This is a genomic window from Kribbella sp. NBC_00359 (assembly GCF_036097425.1).
In the GTDB taxonomy this organism is placed as follows: Bacteria; Actinomycetota; Actinomycetes; order Propionibacteriales; family Kribbellaceae; genus Kribbella.
In genome coordinates, this window is record NZ_CP107975.1 from 2,675,309 (window position 1) to 2,695,483 (window position 20,175).

Annotated in this window: 18 protein-coding genes; 10 read left to right on the forward strand and 8 right to left on the reverse strand. The window is 69.1% G+C overall.

The annotated features are described in order from the left end of the window. Positions 1 to 18 precede the first annotated feature (18 nt). Genes OG876_RS13130 through OG876_RS13140 form a run of 3 tightly spaced genes read right to left on the reverse strand, consistent with a single transcriptional unit; the run spans position 19 to position 2,000 of the window. Entirely contained in the window at positions 19 to 570 is a 552-nt protein-coding gene (locus OG876_RS13130; protein ID WP_328525107.1) for a DUF4240 domain-containing protein, read from the reverse strand. A gap of 54 nt (positions 571 to 624) precedes the next feature. After that, positions 625 to 1,191, reverse strand: coding sequence for a dihydrofolate reductase family protein (locus tag OG876_RS13135; protein WP_328525108.1), 567 nt, complete (start codon positions 1,189 to 1,191; stop codon positions 625 to 627). Between the two features lie 5 nt (positions 1,192 to 1,196). After that, positions 1,197 to 2,000, reverse strand: a complete 804-nt coding sequence (locus OG876_RS13140; protein WP_328525109.1) for an alpha/beta fold hydrolase — start codon at positions 1,998 to 2,000, stop codon at positions 1,197 to 1,199. Positions 2,001 to 2,078: 78 nt separating this feature from the next. Here OG876_RS13140 and OG876_RS13145 point away from each other — a divergent pair, with 78 nt between their 5' ends. Then, a complete protein-coding gene (locus OG876_RS13145) occupies positions 2,079 to 2,777 on the forward strand; it encodes a TetR/AcrR family transcriptional regulator (RefSeq protein WP_328525110.1) in 699 nt (232 codons plus the stop codon). A gap of 3 nt (positions 2,778 to 2,780) precedes the next feature. Here OG876_RS13145 and OG876_RS13150 read toward each other — a convergent pair whose 3' ends face one another. After that, positions 2,781 to 3,863, reverse strand: coding sequence for a lysylphosphatidylglycerol synthase transmembrane domain-containing protein (locus OG876_RS13150; RefSeq protein WP_328525111.1), 1,083 nt, complete (start codon positions 3,861 to 3,863; stop codon positions 2,781 to 2,783). 98 nt (positions 3,864 to 3,961) lie between these two features. Then, a complete protein-coding gene (locus tag OG876_RS13155) occupies positions 3,962 to 5,071 on the reverse strand; it encodes a LacI family DNA-binding transcriptional regulator (RefSeq protein ID WP_328525112.1) in 1,110 nt (369 codons plus the stop codon). A 341-nt stretch (positions 5,072 to 5,412) separates the two neighbouring features. Here OG876_RS13155 and OG876_RS13160 point away from each other — a divergent pair, with 341 nt between their 5' ends. The 6 genes from OG876_RS13160 (at position 5,413) to OG876_RS13185 (ending at position 11,187) form a co-directional block, all read left to right on the forward strand. Continuing rightward, entirely contained in the window at positions 5,413 to 5,754 is a 342-nt protein-coding gene (locus OG876_RS13160; protein WP_328525113.1) for an L-rhamnose mutarotase, read from the forward strand. Positions 5,755 to 5,757: 3 nt separating this feature from the next. Beyond that, a complete protein-coding gene (gene rhaI, locus OG876_RS13165) occupies positions 5,758 to 6,921 on the forward strand; it encodes an L-rhamnose isomerase (protein ID WP_328525114.1) in 1,164 nt (387 codons plus the stop codon). Positions 6,922 to 6,927: 6 nt separating this feature from the next. Next, positions 6,928 to 8,961: a bifunctional aldolase/short-chain dehydrogenase gene (locus tag OG876_RS13170; protein WP_328525115.1), complete on the forward strand. Its 2,034-nt coding sequence runs from the start codon at positions 6,928 to 6,930 to the stop codon at positions 8,959 to 8,961. A 39-nt stretch (positions 8,962 to 9,000) separates the two neighbouring features. Further along, complete coding sequence (locus tag OG876_RS13175; RefSeq protein WP_328525116.1) at positions 9,001 to 10,434, forward strand: rhamnulokinase; 1,434 nt, start codon at positions 9,001 to 9,003, stop codon at positions 10,432 to 10,434. A gap of 5 nt (positions 10,435 to 10,439) precedes the next feature. Next, positions 10,440 to 10,682: a LuxR C-terminal-related transcriptional regulator gene (locus tag OG876_RS13180; protein WP_328525117.1), complete on the forward strand. Its 243-nt coding sequence runs from the start codon at positions 10,440 to 10,442 to the stop codon at positions 10,680 to 10,682. A gap of 61 nt (positions 10,683 to 10,743) precedes the next feature. Beyond that, entirely contained in the window at positions 10,744 to 11,187 is a 444-nt protein-coding gene (locus tag OG876_RS13185) for a hypothetical protein (protein ID WP_328525118.1), read from the forward strand. Between the two features lie 5 nt (positions 11,188 to 11,192). On the opposite strand, the gene ilvA is transcribed toward OG876_RS13185, so the two are convergent. Further along, positions 11,193 to 12,473 carry a threonine ammonia-lyase IlvA gene (gene ilvA, locus OG876_RS13190; protein WP_328525119.1) on the reverse strand — a complete coding sequence of 427 codons (1,281 nt, stop codon included), beginning with the start codon at positions 12,471 to 12,473 and terminating at the stop codon, positions 11,193 to 11,195. A gap of 230 nt (positions 12,474 to 12,703) precedes the next feature. On the opposite strand from ilvA, the gene OG876_RS13195 reads away from it, so the two are divergent. The 3 genes from OG876_RS13195 (at position 12,704) to OG876_RS13205 (ending at position 15,270) form a co-directional block, all read left to right on the forward strand. Next, complete coding sequence (locus OG876_RS13195; RefSeq protein ID WP_328525120.1) at positions 12,704 to 13,570, forward strand: HIRAN domain-containing protein; 867 nt, start codon at positions 12,704 to 12,706, stop codon at positions 13,568 to 13,570. 204 nt (positions 13,571 to 13,774) lie between these two features. Continuing rightward, positions 13,775 to 13,963, forward strand: a complete 189-nt coding sequence (locus OG876_RS13200) for a hypothetical protein (protein ID WP_328525121.1) — start codon at positions 13,775 to 13,777, stop codon at positions 13,961 to 13,963. A 104-nt stretch (positions 13,964 to 14,067) separates the two neighbouring features. Further along, entirely contained in the window at positions 14,068 to 15,270 is a 1,203-nt protein-coding gene (locus tag OG876_RS13205) for a lipase family protein (RefSeq protein WP_328525122.1), read from the forward strand. Between the two features lie 76 nt (positions 15,271 to 15,346). Here OG876_RS13205 and OG876_RS13210 read toward each other — a convergent pair whose 3' ends face one another. Then, entirely contained in the window at positions 15,347 to 16,771 is a 1,425-nt protein-coding gene (locus OG876_RS13210) for an FAD-binding oxidoreductase (RefSeq protein WP_328525123.1), read from the reverse strand. Positions 16,772 to 16,881: 110 nt separating this feature from the next. Next, positions 16,882 to 20,064, reverse strand: coding sequence for a BTAD domain-containing putative transcriptional regulator (locus tag OG876_RS13215; RefSeq protein ID WP_328525124.1), 3,183 nt, complete (start codon positions 20,062 to 20,064; stop codon positions 16,882 to 16,884). Positions 20,065 to 20,175 lie beyond the last annotated feature (111 nt).

Sequence of the window (20,175 nt, forward strand, 5' to 3'; positions counted from 1 at the left end):
CGTGAGCCCGTCTAACCGCTACGCGTCGAGGTAGAGCGCGGCCAGCCGGGGCAGATGGGTCTCCAGGTCGTCCTCGTCGTCGAAGTCGATCTCCTTGCCGGCCGGCAGGTCCGGCGTGTCCGGCGCCTCCGCGTCGACCGCCTTCCAGTACGCCGCCTCGTCGCCGGTCACGTTCTTGTACGCGTGACTGCCGACATGCAGCAGGCCTTCACCGTCGAATCCCTCGAAGCCTTCCGGCCGGTCCTCGTCGACCACGTCGGCGAGCGAGTCCGGCTCGGCCAGCGCGGCCTCCCAGACCTCCCGCCCTTGCGCGACCAGCCAGCCCCGGAACGAGTCGAACCCGTCCTCCGAGGCCCCCGAGTTGATCAGGTACGCCGCCGCCCACAGATCCCACCGGAAAGACTCGACCTGCAACCGCGCGAGTTCGACCCCGAACCCCGCGATCTCGGCGGCCTCCAGCCCACCCAGCACCTTGGTCAGCGCGTCCGCAACCCCGTCCGGATCCGCCACGGTGTCGTCCACCCCACCGCGCGCATCCTCAACCAGCCCCCAGAATCCATCCCTGTCCACCCCCAAAGCGTCTCACCACCCCTAGGCCAAACGGGAGCGCTGATCGCAGGTGATTTACGACAGGTCGCGTTGGTACACCGTGACGGGGATGCCTTCGCCGAAGGTTTTGGACTGGGTTAGGTGCCACTTGGTCTTTTCGGGGGTTTCGGCGAAGAGGCGGCGGCCGGTGCCGAGGATGACGGGGAAGGTCATCAGGTGGATCTCGTCGACCAGGTCGGCGGCCAGGAGTGCTTGGACCAGACGGATGCTGCCGGGGACCTGGATCTCGCCGGTGACCTCGTTCTTGAGCTTGGTCACCTCCGCGACCACGTCGCCTGACAGCACTCGGGTGTTGTTCCAGGCGGGGTCGGTCAGCGTGGTGGAGACGACGTACTTCGGCATGCTGTTGTACTTGTCGGCCAGTTCGCCCTCGTAGTCCGGCCAGGCCGCCGCGAAGCCTTCGTACGTCGTCCGCCCGATCAGCAACGCCTCCGCGCCGAGCGCCTCGTCGTGCTTGAACCGCTCCCCGTCCTCACCACGGTCGAACGCGAAGCTCCACTCGGCGTACTTGAAATCTCCCCCGCCCGGCGCCTCGGCGACCCCGTCGAGCGAGATGAACGTGGTCACCACCAGAGTCCCCATGGCCGTCACGCCTCGTGTGCGAACTGGCGCAGGACGGGAGCGAGTACGGACGGCTCCGTGCTGTGGTTCTCACCCGGGACAGGCTTCAGCGTCGCAGTCCGGAGGTGAGCGGCCATTGCTTCCGCACCCGAGATCAGCCACGGTGCCGTCTTGTCGCCATGCATGACCAGGACGGGTACGTCGATCGCCGCCCAGCGGTCCGCGGGCAGTGGGTTGCCGGACATCGTGGTCCCCATGATGCGGCCGTCGTACGAGATCGTGGGCGCGATGTCCTCGATCGGCGCCCAGTACGGGCTCTGCCGGATTCCCGCGACGAACTCGGCCGGCATCCCGGCCGCGGCTGTCATGAACAGCTCCGCCGCCTTGTCCCGCTGACCGGCCGCGACGAACGCGTCGAGTTGCTCGACGTAGTCGGACGGCAGCGGCGGACGCGAGTCGTCGACCACCACCGGCGGCTCAAACAGAGCCAACGCGGAGATCGGCAGCCCGGCCGCCGCCGCGTCCAGAGCCAGAAGTGAACCGGAGGACCAGCCGAACACGATGGCCGGCTGCCCAGCGTCCCCGATCAGCGCGCCGATGTCCTCGATCTCCCGCTGGATCGCGTACGGCGCGGTGTCGGTGCTCTCACCGCGTCCGCGCCGGTCGTAGGCGTAGACCCGGAATTCGTCGCTCAGCAGCTTCGCCACCTCGGCATTCGCCGGGTTGACCGCGCGGTGGGCAGTGGCGCCGTCGACCAGGATCAGCGGCCGCCCCTCGCCCCACGCCTCGAAGGCGATCGTCGTGCCGTCGGCGGACTTCAGTGTGCTCATCGTCCTTCTCCTCTGTGGTCGTTGGGAACTGGACCGTACAGTACTCAGAAAAGAACTGGACTGTCTAGTATGATTTCCGTGACCGCAGAGGAGGACGTCGTGGAGTATCGACAGCGGGCCGCCGTCTGGCAGCCGGAGCAGGCCGTCACGATCGAGGGCGAGGGCCGGACGCCGCGCAAGCGCCGGGCGATCCTGGCCGCGGCGACCGAGGTCTTCCTCCAGCACGGGTACCTCGGCGCGAGCATGGACGAGGTCGCCGCGAAGGCCGGCGTCTCCAAGCAGACCGTCTACAAGCAGTTCGAGAACAAGGAACGCCTGTTCGCCGAGATCGTCCTCGGCACCAGCGATCAGCTGATGGACGGACTCGTCCAGGCGTACGCCGAGACCCTCGACGGGGCCGCGGACGCGCGTGAAGGCCTGCAGGCGCTGGCTCGCCGACTCCTCGACAGCCTCACCGCGGCCAGCGTCCTCCAGCTGCGCCGGCTCGTGATCGCCGAGGCCGATCGGTTCCCCGAGGTGTGCGGGGCGTGGTTCACCAGCGGTTTCGAGAAGTCACTGGAGGCGCTGGGCGAAGCGCTCACCCGACTTACCGACCGCGGCTTGCTGCGTGAACTCGAGGACCCGACGCTCGCGGCGTACCAGTTCGCGGGGCTGGTCATGTACAAGCCGATGAACCGGGCGATGTTCGCCGGCACCCGGGAGCGCCCGGCCCCCGGCGAGCTCGACAAGCTCGCGGACCAGGCGACCGAGGTGTTCCTCGCTGCCTACGGCGCTTGACCGCTACACGTCTTCCCCGGCGGGCGGGGGCGCCTCTGTTCTCGATGGATCGGTGACATGCCGGTGGATCCGCCAGCCCGCCCAGGCCAGCAGGCCCACCGGGATCGGCAGCCAGAAGGAGACGAGCCGGTACAGGAGCGTCCCGATGAGTGCGGTGTCCGCGCTGACTCCGATGAGGACGAGCAGCGCTGTCAGACCGGCGTCGACGAAGCCGAGACCGCCCGGCGTTATCGGGATCATCGCGAGGGCCTGAGCGACGACATAGGCCAGCAGCACCATGGAGGGGCGGGCATGCGCGTCGAGCGCCACCAGCGCGGCCACGAGCGCGGCGTAGTCGAACATGCGGTTCGCCGCCGCCGCTAAGGCAGCGGCCCACCAGCGGCCCTCGAACGCAGCGGCCACCCGGTCCCGCTGGGTGACCAGCAACGCAGCACAGCTGTCGGCGGTCACGCTGTGCTTCACGACGTGGATGATGCGACCGGTCGCACGACCGACCAGTACGACGAACCGCTTCCAGGTGAGTGCGGTGAGCCCGAGACCGACGATGACGATCGCCATGATCAGTGAGACCAGGAGGCCGAGCTCGAGCTGCCGAGCGGGTGGTGGACCGATCAGCACCGCGGGCACCGTGAGGACCGGCAGCAGCAAGAGCACGCCGGTGGTGATCAGGCCGATCGCGGTCAGGGCGGAGGCGACGACTGCGGCCGGCTGCCCGGCTTGGATCAGGAGCCTGGCCTGGAGGACCCCACCGGTGGCCGCGCCGCCGGGGACGACCTTGCTGGCCGCGTTCCCGGCCAGTTGCGCCGTCGCGATCGTGCCCCACCCCGCATGGACGGGTCGTGGCTCCTCGTCCGCGGCGTGCTGGGCCAACGCCAGTCTGGCGAGCCACCACAGTGCGGCGAAGCTGGCGAACTCCAGTACTACGAGGACCGGGAACCACCAGAACTCCACGTCCGCAAGGCGTGGCCAGGCTCCGAACAGGGACAGAATGCTCGGCGCCACGATGTACAGGCCGACGCCGGTAATCGCCAGGCCGACAGCACGGCCGCCCCATCGCCGCACCAAACCCCCGCCAGCGACGCGCATGTGTCACCTCGCCCAGTGGACCACTCGCCTCGCCACCATAGCGCGACCAGTGGAGTCCACCATCCGCCGCAAGCTCACACATCCCACCGGCCGGGGGATCAGAGGGTGCCGCGGGTCGAGGTCCGTACGACGAGCTCGGGGGTGAACGTGACCCGTTGGTGTTCGTGGTCCGGGTTGGATGACTCGTCCAGCAGCAGCTCCGCGGCGGTCCGGCCGAGTAGCTGCCGCGGCTGACGGACCGACGTCAGCGGTACGGCGGCCGCCTCGGCGAACTCGATGTCGTCGTACCCGACGATCGCGAGGTCCTCGGGAACGCGCAGGCCGAGGCTGACGCACTGCTGCAGCAGGCCGAGGGCGAGCAGGTCGTTCGCGCAGAACGCGGCGGTCGGGCGGCGGGCCGCCGGGAGCCCGGCGAGTCGTTGCCCTGCGCCCCTGCCTTCGGCGACGGTGAGGGCGCCGGTGGTCAGTTCGATCAGGTTCTCCGGCGGTCTGCCGGCCTTGCGTAGTGCGCTGCGGGCGCCGTCGCGGCGGTCGATGACCTGGCCGATCGTGTTCGGGCCGCCGACGTACGCGATCCGTTCGTGGCCGAGCTCGAGCAGGTGGGCGATGGCGAGCTCACCGCCGAGTACGTCGTTCACCGCGACCGAGCAGTGCTCGCCGTCGTCGATGGCGCGGTCCACCACGACCACCGGCGTACCGCGGGAGGGGAGTTTGCGCAGGCGGGAGGAGTTCTGGTCGATCGGGGTGATCAGGATGCCCTGCACGCGTTGCTGTTCGAGCAGGTCGAGGTAGTCGGCCTCGCGGTCGACGTCCTCGTTGCTGTTGCAGAGGAAGACCGACAGGCCGGCCGCGCGGGCCGCCTCCTCGACGCCCTTCGCGACGTCGGTGAAGAACGGGTTCCCGGCGTCGAGCATCAGGTAGGCGAGGATCCGGCTGCTGCCGGCGCGGAGCTGCCGCGCCGATTCGTTCCGCACGAACCCCAGCGAGGCCATCGCCGCCTCGACCTTCGCCCGCGTCAACGGACTGACCACCTCGGGCCGGTTGAGCACGTTGGACACAGTTCCCAGACTCACTCCCGCTGCCGCCGCCACTGCCTTGACGCCCGCGGCATGCCGCTTCGCGGCCCGCCGGCGCCGGCCTCCTATCCCGGAGGGGGAGGTCGTGGAGGAGGGGCCGGAGGCCTGCTCCGGCGCGCTGTCTGCCGGCATGCTCACCCTCCCCACGTCGAGAATCCTGCGACGGACCGGTTTGAAACGTCTTAGCTGGCGAAGCCTACCTGGTTGCGGGGTTGTTTCCGCAGTAATGGTCCGGGATCGGACGCCGACAGGTGGGCGAGGTCTTGACGGCTGGAGGGGCCCGCGCTTACGTTCGTGCAGTCCTCTTGAAACCTTTCAGCTACTGGCCGCCCCGAGTTGGAGGTGACTATGGCCGACGGGCTGTTGATCCGCCTCGGCGTGTCGGTCGACCCCGCCCGCGGCTCCCCGGTGTCGAGGATCGGCCCGAGTTCTCCGCCGCCGGCATCGACCAGTTCAACTTCTGAGGGCACCTTGTGAATCGCTACTGCTTCTGCCTCCAGGTCAGACCCGACCGCCTGGACGAGTACGCCGAACGCCACCGGAACGTCTGGCCGGACATGCAGGCCGCGCTGCGGGACTCCGGCTGGCACAACTACTCGCTGTTCCTCCGCGACGACGGCCTGCTGATCGGGTACGTCGAGTCCGCGGACCTGGAGGCGGCGCAGAAGGCGATGGCGGCGACCGAGGTCAACACCCGCTGGCAAGCCCAGATGACCGACTTCTTCACCGGCACAGACGGCCGGCCGCCGGACGAGTCGTTCCTGCTACTGCCTGAGATCTTCCACCTGACTGCGTTGGATATTGAAGGGGACTGAACCATGACGACCGAAGCCGTGAAGGCCGCCCTCAGCCGCCAGGAGATCGAACTGCCCTCGTGGGCGTTCGGGAACTCCGGCACCCGGTTCAAGGTGTTCAGCCAGCCGGGGGTGCCGCGCTCACCGGAGGAGAAGATCGCCGACGCCGCGGTCGTGCACAAGTACACCGGCGTCGCGCCGAGCGTCGCGCTGCACATCCCGTGGGACAAGGTGGACGACTACGCGCGGCTCTCGGCGTACGCGAAGGAGCAGGGCGTCCGGCTCGGCGCGATCAACAGCAACGTCTTCCAGGACGACGACTACAAGCTGGGCAGCGTCACCAATCCGGACCCCGCCGTACGGCGGAAGGCCACCGACCACCTGCTCGAGTGTGTCGACATTATGGACGCGACCGGGTCCCGTGACCTGAAGCTGTGGTTCTCGGACGGCACCAACTACCCCGGCCAGGACGACATCCAGGAGCGGCAGGACCGGCTCGCCACCGCGCTGAAGGAGGTGTACGACCGGCTCGGGGACGACCAGCGGATGCTGCTGGAGTACAAACTGTTCGAGCCCGCCTTCTACACCACGGACGTGCCGGACTGGGGTACGTCGTACGCGCACTGTCTCGAATTGGGGCCGAAGGCAACGGTCTGCATCGACACCGGGCACCACGCGCCGGGCACCAACATCGAGTTCATCGTCGCGTTCCTGCTGCGGGTCAAGAAGCTCGGCGCGTTCGACTTCAACAGCCGGTTCTACGCCGACGACGACCTGATGGTCGGGGCGGCGGACCCGTTCCAGCTGTTCCGGATCATGAACGAGATCGTCCGTGGCGACGCGCTCGACCCGGACCGCGGGATCGCGTTCATGCTCGACCAGTGCCACAACATCGAGGTGAAGATCCCGGCCATCATCCGCTCGGTGATGAATGTCCAGGAGGCCACCGCGAAGGCGCTGCTGGTCGACCGGGACGCGTTGCGCGCGGCCCAGCGATCAGGTGACGTGCTCGAGGCCAACGCCGCGCTGATGGATGCCTACAACACCGACGTCCGTCCGCTGCTCGCCGACCTGCGCGAGTCGCAGGGACTAGACCCGAACCCGGTCGCCGCCTACCAGCGCAGCGGGTACTTCGAGCAGATCGTGAAAGACCGCGCCGACGGCCAGCAAGCCGGATGGGGAGCCTGAAAAACCATGACCGACACTGCAGCCGAACTCGTTGCGCGCAGCAACCGACTCGGTGCCGATCCGCGCAACACCAACTACGCCGGCGGGAACACGTCGGCGAAGGGGACGGCGACCGACCCGGTGACGCAGCAACCGGTCGACCTGGTCTGGGTGAAGGGGTCCGGCGGCGACCTCGGCACGCTGACGGCGAAGGGTCTCGCCGTACTGCGGCTGGACCGGCTGAACTCGCTGGTCGACGTGTACCCCGGCGTCGACCGCGAGGACGAGATGGTTGCCGCGTTCGACTATTGCCTGCACGGCAAGGGCGGCGCGGCTCCGTCGATCGACACCGCGATGCACGGTCTGGTCGACGCTCCGCACGTCGACCACCTGCACCCGGACTCCGGGATCGCACTGGCGACCGCGGCCGACGGCGAGAAGCTGACCGCGGAGTGCTTCGGTGAGCGCGTGGTCTGGGTGCCGTGGCGGCGGCCCGGGTTCCAGCTCGGTCTCGACATCGCGGCCGTGAAGCGGGAGAACCCGGAGGCGATCGGCTGCATCCTCGGCGGTCACGGCATCACCGCGTGGGGCGCCACGTCGGCGGAGTGCGAGGCCAACTCGCTGGAGATCATCCGTACGGCGGAAGCCTTCCTGGCCGACCGTGGTGTCGCCGAACCCTTCGGCGCTGTGGTCGAAGGCTTCGAGGCACTACCTCCGGAAGAACGCCGTCAGCGCGCTGCGGCCCTCTCCCCGGTGATTCGCGGCCTGGCATCGACCGACAAGCCGCAGGTCGGTCACTACACCGACTCCGACGTCGTCCTGGAGTTCACCGCGCGGGAGAAGCTGGCCGAGCTGGCCGCGTTGGGCACCTCCTGCCCGGATCACTTCCTGCGCACGAAGGTCCGGCCGTTGGTGCTGGACCTGCCGGCAACGGCGCCGCTGGAGGATGCGGTGGCGCGGCTTCGCGAGTTGCACGCGGCCTACCGCGAGGACTACGCCGCCTACTACAACCGGCACGCGGAACCGGACAGCCCGGCGATGCGGGGTGCGGATCCGGCGATCGTACTGGTGCCCGGGGTCGGCATGTTCAGCTTCGGCAAGGACAAGCAGACCGCGCGGGTGGCCGGCGAGTTCTACGTGAACGCGATCAACGTGATGCGCGGCGCCGAGGCGGTGTCGACGTACGCGCCGATCGACGAGCGGGAGAAGTTCCGGATCGAGTACTGGGCGCTGGAAGAGGCAAAGCTGCAGCGGATGCCCAAGGCGAAGCCGCTGGCGACGCGGGTCGCGTTCGTCACCGGTGGCGGGTCGGGGATCGGGAAGGCGATCGCCCAGCGGCTGGCGGCCGAGGGCGCCTGCGTCGTGGTGGCGGACCTGGATCTGGCCGCGGCCGAGGCGGTGGCGAAGGAGATCGGGTCGTCCGACGTGGCCGTTGCCGTGGGCGCCGATGTCTCGTCGGGCGAGGCGGTGGAAGCGGCCCTGCGCGAGGCCGTACTCGCCTTCGGCGGCGTCGATCTGATTGTCAACAATGCCGGATTGTCGATCTCGAAGTCGTTGCTGGAGACCACCGAGCGCGACTGGGACCTGCAGCACGACGTGATGGCGAAGGGCTCGTTCCTGGTGTCCCGCGCCGCCGCGAAGGTGCTGATCGACCAAGGCCTCGGCGGCGACATCGTCTACATCTCCAGCAAGAACTCGGTGTTCGCCGGCCCGAACAACGTCGCGTACGGCGCGGCCAAGGCGGACCAGGCACACCAGGTTCGGCTGCTCGCGGCCGAGCTCGGCGGGTACGGGATCCGTGTCAACGGGGTGAACCCGGACGGCGTCGTCCGGGGATCCGGGATCTTCGCGAAGGGCTGGGGTGCGCAGCGCGCCGCGGTGTACGGCGTACCGGAGTCGGAGCTCGGCGCGTACTACGCGCAGCGGACACTGCTCAAGCGGGAGGTGCTGCCGGAACACGTGGCGGCCGCTGTGTTCGCGCTGACCGGTGGAGAGCTGACCCACACGACCGGTCTGCACGTGCCTGTCGATGCCGGCGTGGCCGCCGCGTTCCTGCGATAGGAGTCGCATGACCGAGTTGGATGTCCGCCGGGTGGCCCGATGAAGCGTGTTGCCGCAGTGGATCTGGGCGCGTCCAGCGGGCGGGTGATGCTGGGCGCGGTCGGCGACGGCCGCCTCCACCTGACGGAGGTCCATCGCTTCTGGAACGGCCCCGTCCGGGTGCGGGACACCTTGCACTGGGACGTCCTGCATCTCCACCGCTCGATGCTCGACGGCCTGCGCTCGACCGGTCCGGTGGACGGTGTCGGGATCGACTCGTGGGCAGTCGACTATGGCTTGCTCGACAATGCCAGTCGCCTCCTGGGCAACCCGGTCCACTACCGGGACGCCCGCACCGACGGCGTGATGGAACGCGTCCTGGAGTCTGTGCCGGCCGCCGACCTGTACGACATCACGGGCCTCCAGCAACTACCGTTCAACACGATCTACCAATTGGTGGTCGAGCCCTTTATCAGCCAGGCGAAAACCTTGCTGATGATCCCGGATCTCCTCGGGTACTGGCTGACCGGGGAGATCGGGGCCGAGCGGACGAACGCGTCCACCACGCAGTTGTACGACGTGCGCGCTCGGGAGTGGAGTGAGGAACTGGCGGCGCGGGTCGGGGTGCCGCTGGGGATTCTGCCGGAGTTGCGGGACCCGGGGGATGTGATCGGCACGTTGTTGCCGGCGGTGGCTGAGGAGACTGGGCTCGATCCCGCGACGCCGGTGATCGCGGTCGGGTCGCACGACACGGCCTCGGCCGTCGTGGCGGTGCCTGCGGAGGGCGAGCGGTTCGCGTACATCTCGTCGGGGACCTGGTCGTTGGTCGGTCTGGAGCTGGACCAGCCGGTACTGACGGACGAGGCCCGGGCGGCCAACTTCACGCACGAGGGCGGGGTCGACGGGCGGATCCGGTTCCTGCGGAACGTGATGGGCCTGTGGATCCTGCAGGAGTCCCTACGGGCCTGGGGCACCACCGAGTTGCCGCGGTTGCTGCGTGAGGCGGCTGAGCTGCCGCCGTTCGCCGTACTGATCGATCCGGACGCTCCCGAGTTCCTTGCCCCCGGCAACATGCCGCGGCGGATCGAGGAGCACTGCCGGGCGACCGGGCAGGAACCGCCGTCGTCGCGCGCCGCCCTCGTCCGTTGCGTGCTGGAGAGTCTCGCGCTCGCCTACCGCCGGACGTTGCGTCAGGCGCAGACGATCGCGGACCGGCAGGTCGACGTACTGCATGTCATCGGTGGCGGCTCGCAGAACGAACTGCTCTGCCAGTTGACCGCCGACGCGTGTGGGTTGCCTGTGCTGGCCGGGCCGGTCGAGGCCTCGGCGCTGGGCAACATTCTGGTTCAGGCTCGCGCGCTGGGCGAGCCGTTGCCGGACCTGGGCGCGATGCGCGCGCTGGTCCGGTCCACGCATCACCTGCGGCGCTACGAGCCGCAGGGCAAACCGGCCGACTGGGACGCCGCCGAGTCCCGGGTGTTCGGAACAGGGTGATCCGCATGACCGTCCTCCCCCAGGAATTCCGTCCCCTCGCTCGCCGGGTGCCACCCCGCGAGATCAGCCACGATGAACTGCAACTCCTCCGGCTGCTTGCCACCGGCCTTCCGGTCGACGGCGTGGCCCGGCGTCTCGATCTGTCCGAACGCACTGTCCGCCGCCGTACTCGCCTGATCTGCGACCGCCTGGGCTTCAGCACCGCCATCGAAGCCATCGTCTGGGCCGCCCGCCGCGGGCTGGTCTGACGCGTTAAGCCGCGGCGAGCCCGGGTACCGGGAGTTCTGGACATCGAGCCGAGGAGGAGCGATGGGTGGAATGACCATCCTGTGGATCGTCGTGGCGCTGGCGGTGCTGGTGATCGTGGTGGCGTTGGTTGCCGGGGCCATGTCGCGGGTGTCGACGCGGCGGGCCGAGCGGCAGCGGCAGGAAGCGCACGAGCACGAGCAACAGGCAAGGACATCGGCCATGCACGCCGAGAAGCAGCAGGCCGCGGCCGACGAGGTCGACGCGAGGGCGCGCAAGGCACAGGCTATTGCTGATGAGAAGGCGGCCGAGGCCCGTCGGCTCGCGGCCGGCGCCGACGAACGACGCGAGGCCGCGGCGGAGGCTCGGACGGAGTCCGACGAACACCTCACCCGGGCGCGGGACCTGCGGCCGGAGGAGACTCGTGCGCCGGAAGACGGGGCAGACGATTGGACGGATGGCAGCCATCCGCACGATCCCCGTCATCCGAGGCACTCGCCCCACTGAGGCGTTCAGATCAAGTAGCGGAACTCCGGTGAGTTGGGGTTGATGCGCTCGATGTCGAGCGGTGCGGCGTCCATGCGCGCCAGCAAACCCTCGAGGTCGTCCGGTCGGCTGATCTCGATGCCGACCAGGGCGACGCCGGTTTCGCGGTTGTTGCGTTTGACGTACTCGAAGAGCGTGATGTCGTCGTCGGGGCCGAGGGCCTCGTCGAGGAACTGGCGAAGGGCGCCGGGCTCCTGCGGGAACGTCACCAGGAAGTAGTGCTTCAGCCCTTCGTGGACGAGCGATCGCTCGAGGATCTCGCCGTACCGGCTGACGTCGTTGTTCCCACCGGACAGCAGGCAGACCACGGTCTCGCCGGGGCGCACGGTCAGACCGTTGCCCAAGGCACCTGGCGCCAGTGCGCCCGCCGGCTCGGCGATCAAACCGTCCGTCTGGTAGAGCTCGAGCATCTCCGAGCACACCAGACCCTCGGGCACCGACATCATCTCGACGCCGGTCCGCTCGACCAACGGCAGCGTCACCTCACCGACCCGCCGTACGGCGGCGCCGTCCACGAAGCTGTCCACATGCGGCAACGTCACCGGCTCACCCGCCGCCAACGCCGCGGCCATGCTCGCGGCGCCGGCCGGCTCGACACCGACGATGCGTACGCCGGGATGCCGCTGAGTCAGCCAGGTCGCGACACCTGCCACCAGGCCGCCACCGCCGACCGGAACCACCAGTACGTCGGGCGCCTGACCGAGCTGCTCGACCAGCTCGACGGCCACAGTCCCTTGCCCTGCAACGGTTCTGAGGTCGTCGAACGCCGGGACCATCGTCGCCCCGGTGGCCTCGCCTTCCGCGTGCGCCGCGGCGGCCGCGTCGTCGTACGTGTCGCCGGTGACGATCACCTTGATCTGCTTGCCGCCGAGGGCCGCGATCCGGTCCCGCTTCTGGCGCGGCGTCGTCCGCGGAACGTAGACCTTGCCCTGGACACCGAGGATGTGGCACGAGTACGCCAGCCCCTGGCCGTGGTTGCCCGCGCTCGCGCAGACGACACCGGCCGACTTGGCCGCGTCGTCGAGCTGGGCGATCAGGTTGTAAGCGCCGCGGAGCTTGTAGGAGCGGCCGATCTGCAGATCCTCGCGCTTCAGCCAGACCTGCGCGCGGGTGCGTTCGGAGAGCCGGAGGTTGCGCTGCAACGGCGTCCGTACGGCGACGCCGTCCAGTCGCTTGACTGCCGCCTCGATGGCTTCCGCGTCAAGGGATTGCGGGGTGGATCGAGCGACTGAACTACTGCCCTGCATGACGTTCCTTCCCGTGCATTTGCACGATCTTCGCAGTTTCGCTCGCAGCACAAGACAATCCGCGTCCACACTACGGACGCGCGGATACCTTTGCGCATCAGACTCTTGCACGATGCGTGAAACCGCTCTTCGATGGGGATTCTAGTTTTCATACGCTCACTCGGTGTAACGGCCAGGGGTCTGGACGGGATGAGCCGAGTAAAGCCGGTCAGAAGGACTGGAGGGGCAGGATGGAACTGATTCCGTTCAGTCTGTGGGGCGACGCCTTGTGGTGCGGTCAGGAAGTCGTGCGGGAGGCCCCGCACGAGCAGGCGATCCGTAGCCTGTTTCCCGACCCCATCCCGGCGCGCGGCGCAGACCTGGACACCGATGCGGACCTCGTCCCGGAACCGCACAACCGTTTCGATCCCCGATCAATCGCCGTACGGGTGCAGGGGAAGGTTGTCGGCTACTTGCCGAGGGACGACGCGCACCGGTACCACCCGGTGTTGTCAGAACTGGTGGCACAAGGCCTGCAACCGCAGGTTCCGTGCCACCTGTGGGTCAGTGAGTGGGAGCCGGCGGACTGGGACGGCAGGGGCGACCAGGGCACCGAGTTCCACGCCAGCGTGGCGGTCGCCCTCGGGCAGCCGCACATGCTCGTCCCGGTGAATCTGCCGCCACCCGGCAGCTATCACCTGCTACCGCCCGGCAGCGGCATCGTCGTACCGGGCAGTGAGGTTCACCCGGATGTCCTCGCGCCGTTCTTCCGGGCGGAAGGCGAGTGCTGGGCGTACGCCACCATGCACGCGATCGAGGAGGAGGACAGCTTCCAGGACCGGCACCGGATCGTGGTCGAGATCCGGCTGGACGACGAACCGGTCGGCCGGCTCAGTCCACGGCTGAGCGCCGAGTTCCTGCCCGCTCTCCACTACCTCACCGACATGCGTGCCGAGACCGCGGCCCGTGTCGCCGTTCGTGGCGACCGCATCGCATCGGAGGTGATCCTCTACGCGGCGCGAAGTCACGACCTCCCGGCAACCTGGCCGGACGGCCTGACCCGCTCCCCAGTCGCGTCCCCCCAATGGCACTACTGGGCTACGAAAGAGGCCAACTAGGCGGCTGCGCAGTACTCACCGGCCACACCCGGTCCCCTGGGTGGGTACTGCGGAGCTACTTGACCACCACCAGCCGAACGCCTCGGGCACTCACCACGATCCGCCAGGCTGCCGGCTCCCTCGACGCGGAGTGAAGCCGAGTACCTTGGCTGTATGGGAGCCGCTGTGATTGCGCCGGCCTGTCCGACCTGCGGGGATCGGGGAGTGCCGATCCTCTACGGTCTGCCTACTGCCAAGGCTCGGCGCGCGGCCTCGGCCGGACGCGTCAAGCTCGCGGGCTGCGTCATGTCGGCCCAACCCGACCAGTGGTGCTGCGCTGCCGCCCACCAGTGGCGAGCCGGTGACGAGCAGCTCCTGGTCGCCGCCATCGAAGCAGCCCTCGTCGGCTCCTGAGAGGTAGATCACGAGCTGGGAGGGTCACAGCGGCGCGGTAGTCCGTGTCCTGGGGTGCGTTGGCCTGCCCAGTGGGGGCGGCCTCAGCGCTCTGGAGAAGTGACGTGCGATACCTCATCACCCTGGTCGCCGCGGCCACGGCTGTCGGCGGGCTGGCCTTGCCCGCTCAGGCGGCCGATTGCGATGTCCAGTGCCAACTCGATCTGCAGCGGCAGAACGCCGTACCGCGGACGGCGTTCTACGATGCGCCGGTTCCGTTGCCCTGGGCCCCTGCGGGGGCGTTGATCCGGGAACAGGCGACGACTGACTACGCCGTCCCGGCGACCCGGATCCTGTATCACTCGCGAACGTCGGCCGGTCGCGACGTGGCTGCGTCGGCTGTCGTCATCGTCCCGGCGGGGAAGGCGCCGGCCGGGGGATGGCCGGTCGTGGTGGACGCGCACGGCGCAAGTGGGATCGGCCGGGACTGTGCGCCGTCGCTGATGCGCGACCTCTACCACGGGAACCAGATGCTGCGCTTCGTCGAGCGCGGGTTCGCGATCGTCGCGCCGGACTATGCGGGGCTCGGTACCGACGGTCGGCAGGAGATCGTGAACAAGACGGCCGAGTCCAACGACGTCATCTTTTCTCAGCGTGCTGCGCGGCGAGCCCGGCCGGATCTCTCTCCGCGGTGGGTCCTGTGGGCGCACTCGCAAGGTGGCGGGGCCGCGTTGGCGGTGGCTGAGCGGCAGCGCGTCGTACCGCAGCCCGGTTACCTCGGCACTGTCGTCACGTCCCCGGTCGCCGACTTGCCCACCCTCGCCGCCCACGTGGTCGACACTCCTGGGTACGGCGCCTTCGCGGCCTTGCTGGCACAGGGCGCGCACACCAGCGATCCGCGGATCCGACCGGACCGACTGCTCACTCCCGCGGCGTACTCCCGGTTGGGGATCACTGCCATCGGTTGTCTTGGAGCGGTGTCGGCGGCGTACGGCGATCTGACCGGATCGCAGTTGGTGAGTCCGGCGTACGCGACCGATCCCGCCTTTGTGCGGTATCTGCGGACCAACTCGACCGGCCACCTGCCGCTCGGCGGACCGGTCCTGCTGCTCCAGGGCGACGCGGACACCGTCGTACCGGTGAGCGTCACCGACCAGGTCGTCGCTTCACTGTGCCGGCTCGGCACGCGCCTGGAGTACCGGACCTACCCGGGCCTCGAGCACGACACCTACCCGTGGGTCCAAGGCATCGACGACGGCGCCATGCCCGACATCCTCGCCTGGACCACCGCCCGCTTCGCCAACCAACCCACCACCACAACCTGCTGAATTCCGTAGGCAGGGCAGAGGCCCAGGTCGGCTGGTGATCGATCTGGGCCTCGCTGCTTGTGTTACCGAAGAGGCGTTATGCGTGCCGCTCCGGAGTGGTTGGCCGGATGTTCTGGTTGAGCTGGAACAGGTTGGTCGGGTCGTAGGTGTTCTTGACCGCGACGAGCCGCTCGTAGGTCGCTGCCGGGTACGACGCCCGGACGATGTCCTCGTTCGTCTCGCCGGTGAAGTTCACGTACGACGCCGAGTTCGGTCCGAGCGCGGCCCCCGACGCCCGGGCCCACTGGACGGCGGTGTCGAAGCCATCCGCGTCGGGAGTCCGCGCGACCACGTTGAGAATGAACTCGCGGTCACGGGTCCCGAACGCGGTGGCGTCGGCCGGCACCCTGCCCATCGCACCCCCGAGGTGGTGGACATGGAGCTCGGACACACCGTTCGGCACCTGGGCGTGCGCCGAGACGATCGCGTCGACAGTCGCGGCATCGCCGAGGTCGTCGAAGAACGCCGAGCGGAAGTAGTTCCGCATCCCGCGCGGGAACAGCGGATCCAGCAACGTCTGCATCGCGACGTACGGCATCGGACCGAACAGGTCGGCCACGACCGGTGCGAGTTCGCGGAACGGCTTGGTGGCCGCATCGCCCTCCTCGGTCTGCCCTGACCACATGCCGAGTACGGCGACGATCGGCTTCCCGTGCACCTCTTCCGGCAGGAACGGCAACGGCGGTGCGGTCGTCAGGTTGATGGCCAGCGACAACTCGTCGGGTGCGCCGGCGGCCGCCGCACTGAAGCCGCGAAGGACGTTCGCCGCCTGGTCGCCCGGGTAGAAGACGAGACCGGCGAAGACCGTCGGGCCGACCTCGTGAGCCTTGAACTCGAACGACGTGACGACGCCGAAGTTGCCGCCACCGCCGCGCAACGCCCAGAGGAGCTCCGGGTTCTCGGTCTCGCTCGTGTGCAGGTACCGCCCGTCCGCGGTAACGATGTCGGCCCCGACGAGGTTGTCGCAGGCGAGTCCGGCCCGGCGGACGAGCCAGCCGATGCCGCCCCCGAGTGTGAAGCCCGCGACCCCCGTCGTGGACACCAGGCCACCGGTGACCGCCAGCCCGAACGCCTGTGCCTCGGCGTCGACGTCCCCCCAGACGCAGCCGCCCTGCGCCACGATCCGGCGCCGGTCCGGATCGACCCGAACCGCGTTCATCGGCGACAGGTCGATCACCATGCCGCCGTCCGTGGTCGAGAAACCGGGGATGCTGTGGCCACCGCCCCGCACGGCCAGCGTCAACCCCTCGCTCCGGGCGAACTCCACGGCCCGGATGACGTCGGCCACCCCGCGACACCGCACGATCAGCGCGGGTCTCTTGTCATGCGCGGCGTTCCAGATCGACCGCGCCTCGTCGTACGACGGGTCGGACGGGCGGACCAGCTCGCCACGAAGTCCCTCGGCCAGTTCACCGAGCGTGGCCTCCCCGAGCGTGTCCTGCCGTGCTTGCGTCGTTGTCATTCTCTGCTCCTGATTCGTCGTGACCAGGGGTTTTCCTGGACGGGCACGACATTAGGAAGGCTGCCTTCGCAATGACTTAGCGTGACTTAGCGTTCTTCTGGCCCGGGCCGTCAGGGGCGATGTGGCAGGGCGGCAGCCCGCGCCGTACCGATGCGGCAGCCCAGCCGGGCGAAGATCTCGGACGCTATCCGGCCGTGTCGGAAGAGTGCCTCCGTGTCACCGTCGTCGCGCGCGAGTTCGGCGGCGAGGAGCCGCGCCCACGCCTCGAGCCGCAGGTAACCCTGCGGGTGAAAGGCCTCCACCACCTGCTCGGCCAGCGCCCGGGCGGCCTGCCGTTGGCCGGCGAAGAGTTCGACGACGACGAGGTTCAGCAGCGCGCCCGCCGCGCCGGGCACATCGTCGACCGCCTCGCCGCGGTCGAAGGCGACACGGGTGAGCCGCCGGCCGGCCGCGGGGTCGCCGGCCGCCGCGGACAGCAGCCCGAGGTTGGCCAACGTCAGGTTCTCGCCACGACGATCGCCCAGCTGCTCCCGGATCCGCAGCGCGTCGCGGAGATGCTTCTCGGCCGGCTCGAACAATCCCTGGTCGCGCTCGATGCAGCCCAGATGGTTGAGCGCGTGGCCGAGTCCCGCCGCGTCGTCGACACGCTCGAACACCGCGACAGAACGCCGTACGGCGTCGAGTGCGCCGTCCAGATCTCCCGCGAGCCGATGGGCATCGGCGTACGCCGACAAGGCATAACCACGACCGCGGACGGCGCCGACACGTCGGCCGAGCAGGAAGGTCTCCTCGAAGACCGGCACCATCGAACCGTCGACGGGCGCGAGCGGCATGCACGCGGTCACGGCAGGGAAGAACGGGGCGGCGGTCGAGTCGATCAGGCTCAGTCGCTCGAGGCATTGGGCGAATCGTTGCTGTGCGGTCTCGACGTCTTCACGGAACAACGCGGCCATCGCGGCCAACTGTTGGGCGGCGGCGGCCACGGGCGCCGCTCCCAGTGAGTCGGCTTGGGCGAGCGCTGCCGTGGCGGTCCGGTCGATCTCGTCGAGGTCTCCGCTCCCGAGTAGCAGAGTGCCGCGCAGTACCCGAGCGGAGACGATGTCGGCCGGGTCGTCGGACTGCTCGGCGACAGCGACACCCTCGTCCCCGAGCCCTGGGAGTCGGTCGCTCAGGCCGCTGCGGGCGTCGAGGACCGCCAGTGCGAAGATCGCCCGAACCCGATCCCGGGACGGTGCGACGGCCACTTTGAGAATGCGTTCGAGCCAGCCGGCTCCTTCCACGAAATGACCTCGCGCGAGCCAGTACTGCGAGAGGTTTACGCCGAGCAGCAAGGCGCGTTGGTGATCGTGGCGGACCGCCCAGCCGAGCGCGGCGCGGAGGTTGTCGTGGTCGAGGTCGAGCGACTGCGGGCGCTCGACGGTAACGCTGGCCCGCTCCGGGTCCTGGTCGCAGGCCAGGTCGAGGAAGTGCTGGAAGTGCGCTGTCTCCAGCTGCTCGACTTCGTGCGCGGCGACGAGTCGCTCCCGCGCGAACTGCCGGATGGTCTCCAGGAGGCGGTAGCGGGAACGAGGACCATCGTGGTCGACCAGCAACAGGGACTTGTCGACCAGCCGGCCGAGGCAGTCCAGCACGTCCGCGGCGGGAATCCGCTCGTCCGAGCACACTTGCTCGGCCGACGGGAGCGAGAAGCTGCCGGCGAAGACCGCTAGCCGCCGCAGCAGGACCTGCTCGTCGTCCGACAGCAAGGCGTGGCTCCACTCGAGCGCGGCTCGCAATGTCGCATGCCGAGTGATCTCACCGTGCCGGCCGAGCAGGGGGAGCGCCTCGCTCAACCGCTCCGCGATCTCCGCCGACTCGAGGTGCGACGCGCGGGCGGCGGCCAGCTCCAGGGCGAGCGGGATGCCGTCGAGACGGCGACAGATCTCTACTATCGGCGCGGCATTGTCCGCATCGAGGACGAATCCGGGCCGGACGTCCTGCGCCCGGTCGACGAAGAGTCGTACCGACGCCAGAGTCCCCAGCCGGCCCAGGTCACCGGCATCCGCCGGCTCGGGGAGCTCGAGTGAGGGCACGCGGAAGGTCGCCTCGCCTGGAGTGTGCAGGGGTTCGCGGCTTGTCGCGAGCACGGTCACTCCGGGACAGCTTCGCAGTACTGCGCTGGCGAGACCGGCACAGGCGGCGAGGAGGTGTTCGCAGCTGTCGAGGACGAGGAGGAGGTTGCGTGGGGCCAGGCGGGTGATCAGTGTGCGCAGCGAGTCCGAGCCTGCTGCGGGGTCGAGTCCCAGTGCGGCGGCGACCGTGTCGGGGACGAGACGTGGGTCTGCCACTGGAACCAGGTCGGCGATCCAGATCCCGTCGGCGTACGAGTCGAGCAGGCGGCGAGCGGCCTCTTCGGCCAGCCGGGTCTTGCCGGCACCGCCGACCCCGGTGAGCGTGACCAGGCGGCCCCGCTCCAGCAATTTGTGGACGTCGGTGATCTCCCGTTCGCGCCCGACGAAGCTCGTCAGCGCTGGAACGAGGTTATGGCGGGGCTGGGCTGGTGGCTCCTCGACCTCGATGCTGCCGGTCAAGAGGTCGCGGTACAACCGTTGTGTCTCCGGGTCCGGATCGGTGCCGTACGTCGTACGCAGCTCTTGGCGTAGTCGTTCGTACTGCGCCAGCGCCTCCGACGAGCGGCCCATCGCCGCATGTCGCCGCATCAGGCTGCGGACAAGGCGCTCGTGGAGCGGGTCGATGGCCAGCGCGCGCTGCAGGGCATCCAGCGCCTCGACGTCGTGGCCCTTGTCGGCGGCCGTGTCCGCGAGGTCGACGAGGACGTCGCAGAAGCTCGCCCGGAGCTCCTCCCGCGGCCCGACGGCCCAGTCCTCGAAGCGATCCTCAGGGAGGAGGTCACCGGCGTACGCAGCGACCGCGGTGCGCAGGTCGGCGAGATCACCGCTGGTCCGGCCGAGCGCGGCCAGCCGCTCGAAGGTCCGTACGTCGACCTCGACGAGCCCGTCCGCGAGCAGCACCACGAAGTCGTCGCGCAACTCGAGCAACCCGTTGCTCGGCTCATCGCCGGCAAGCACCCGCCGCGCAACGTGCAGCGCCTGATGCAGATTGTTCACCGCGGACACCGGAGCCCGGTCAGGCCACAACGCCTCCAGCAGTACGTCGCGATGCAGCCGCTGACTCCGCGTCAACGCCAGCATCTTCACCAGCGTCCGCGCCTTCCGCAGCCGCCAGGCCCGCCCGTCGACAGGCAGCCCTGCGCGATCGACCCCGAACCCCCCAAGCAACCGAATCCGCACCATCGCCCTCCCCCGACGAGACTAGACACATCTCCCCCCACCGCAACCAACTTGAATACGACGGCCGCCCTTTCGGGGTTCACCCAGGCCCCGGCGGTGACGACCGCATGGCAC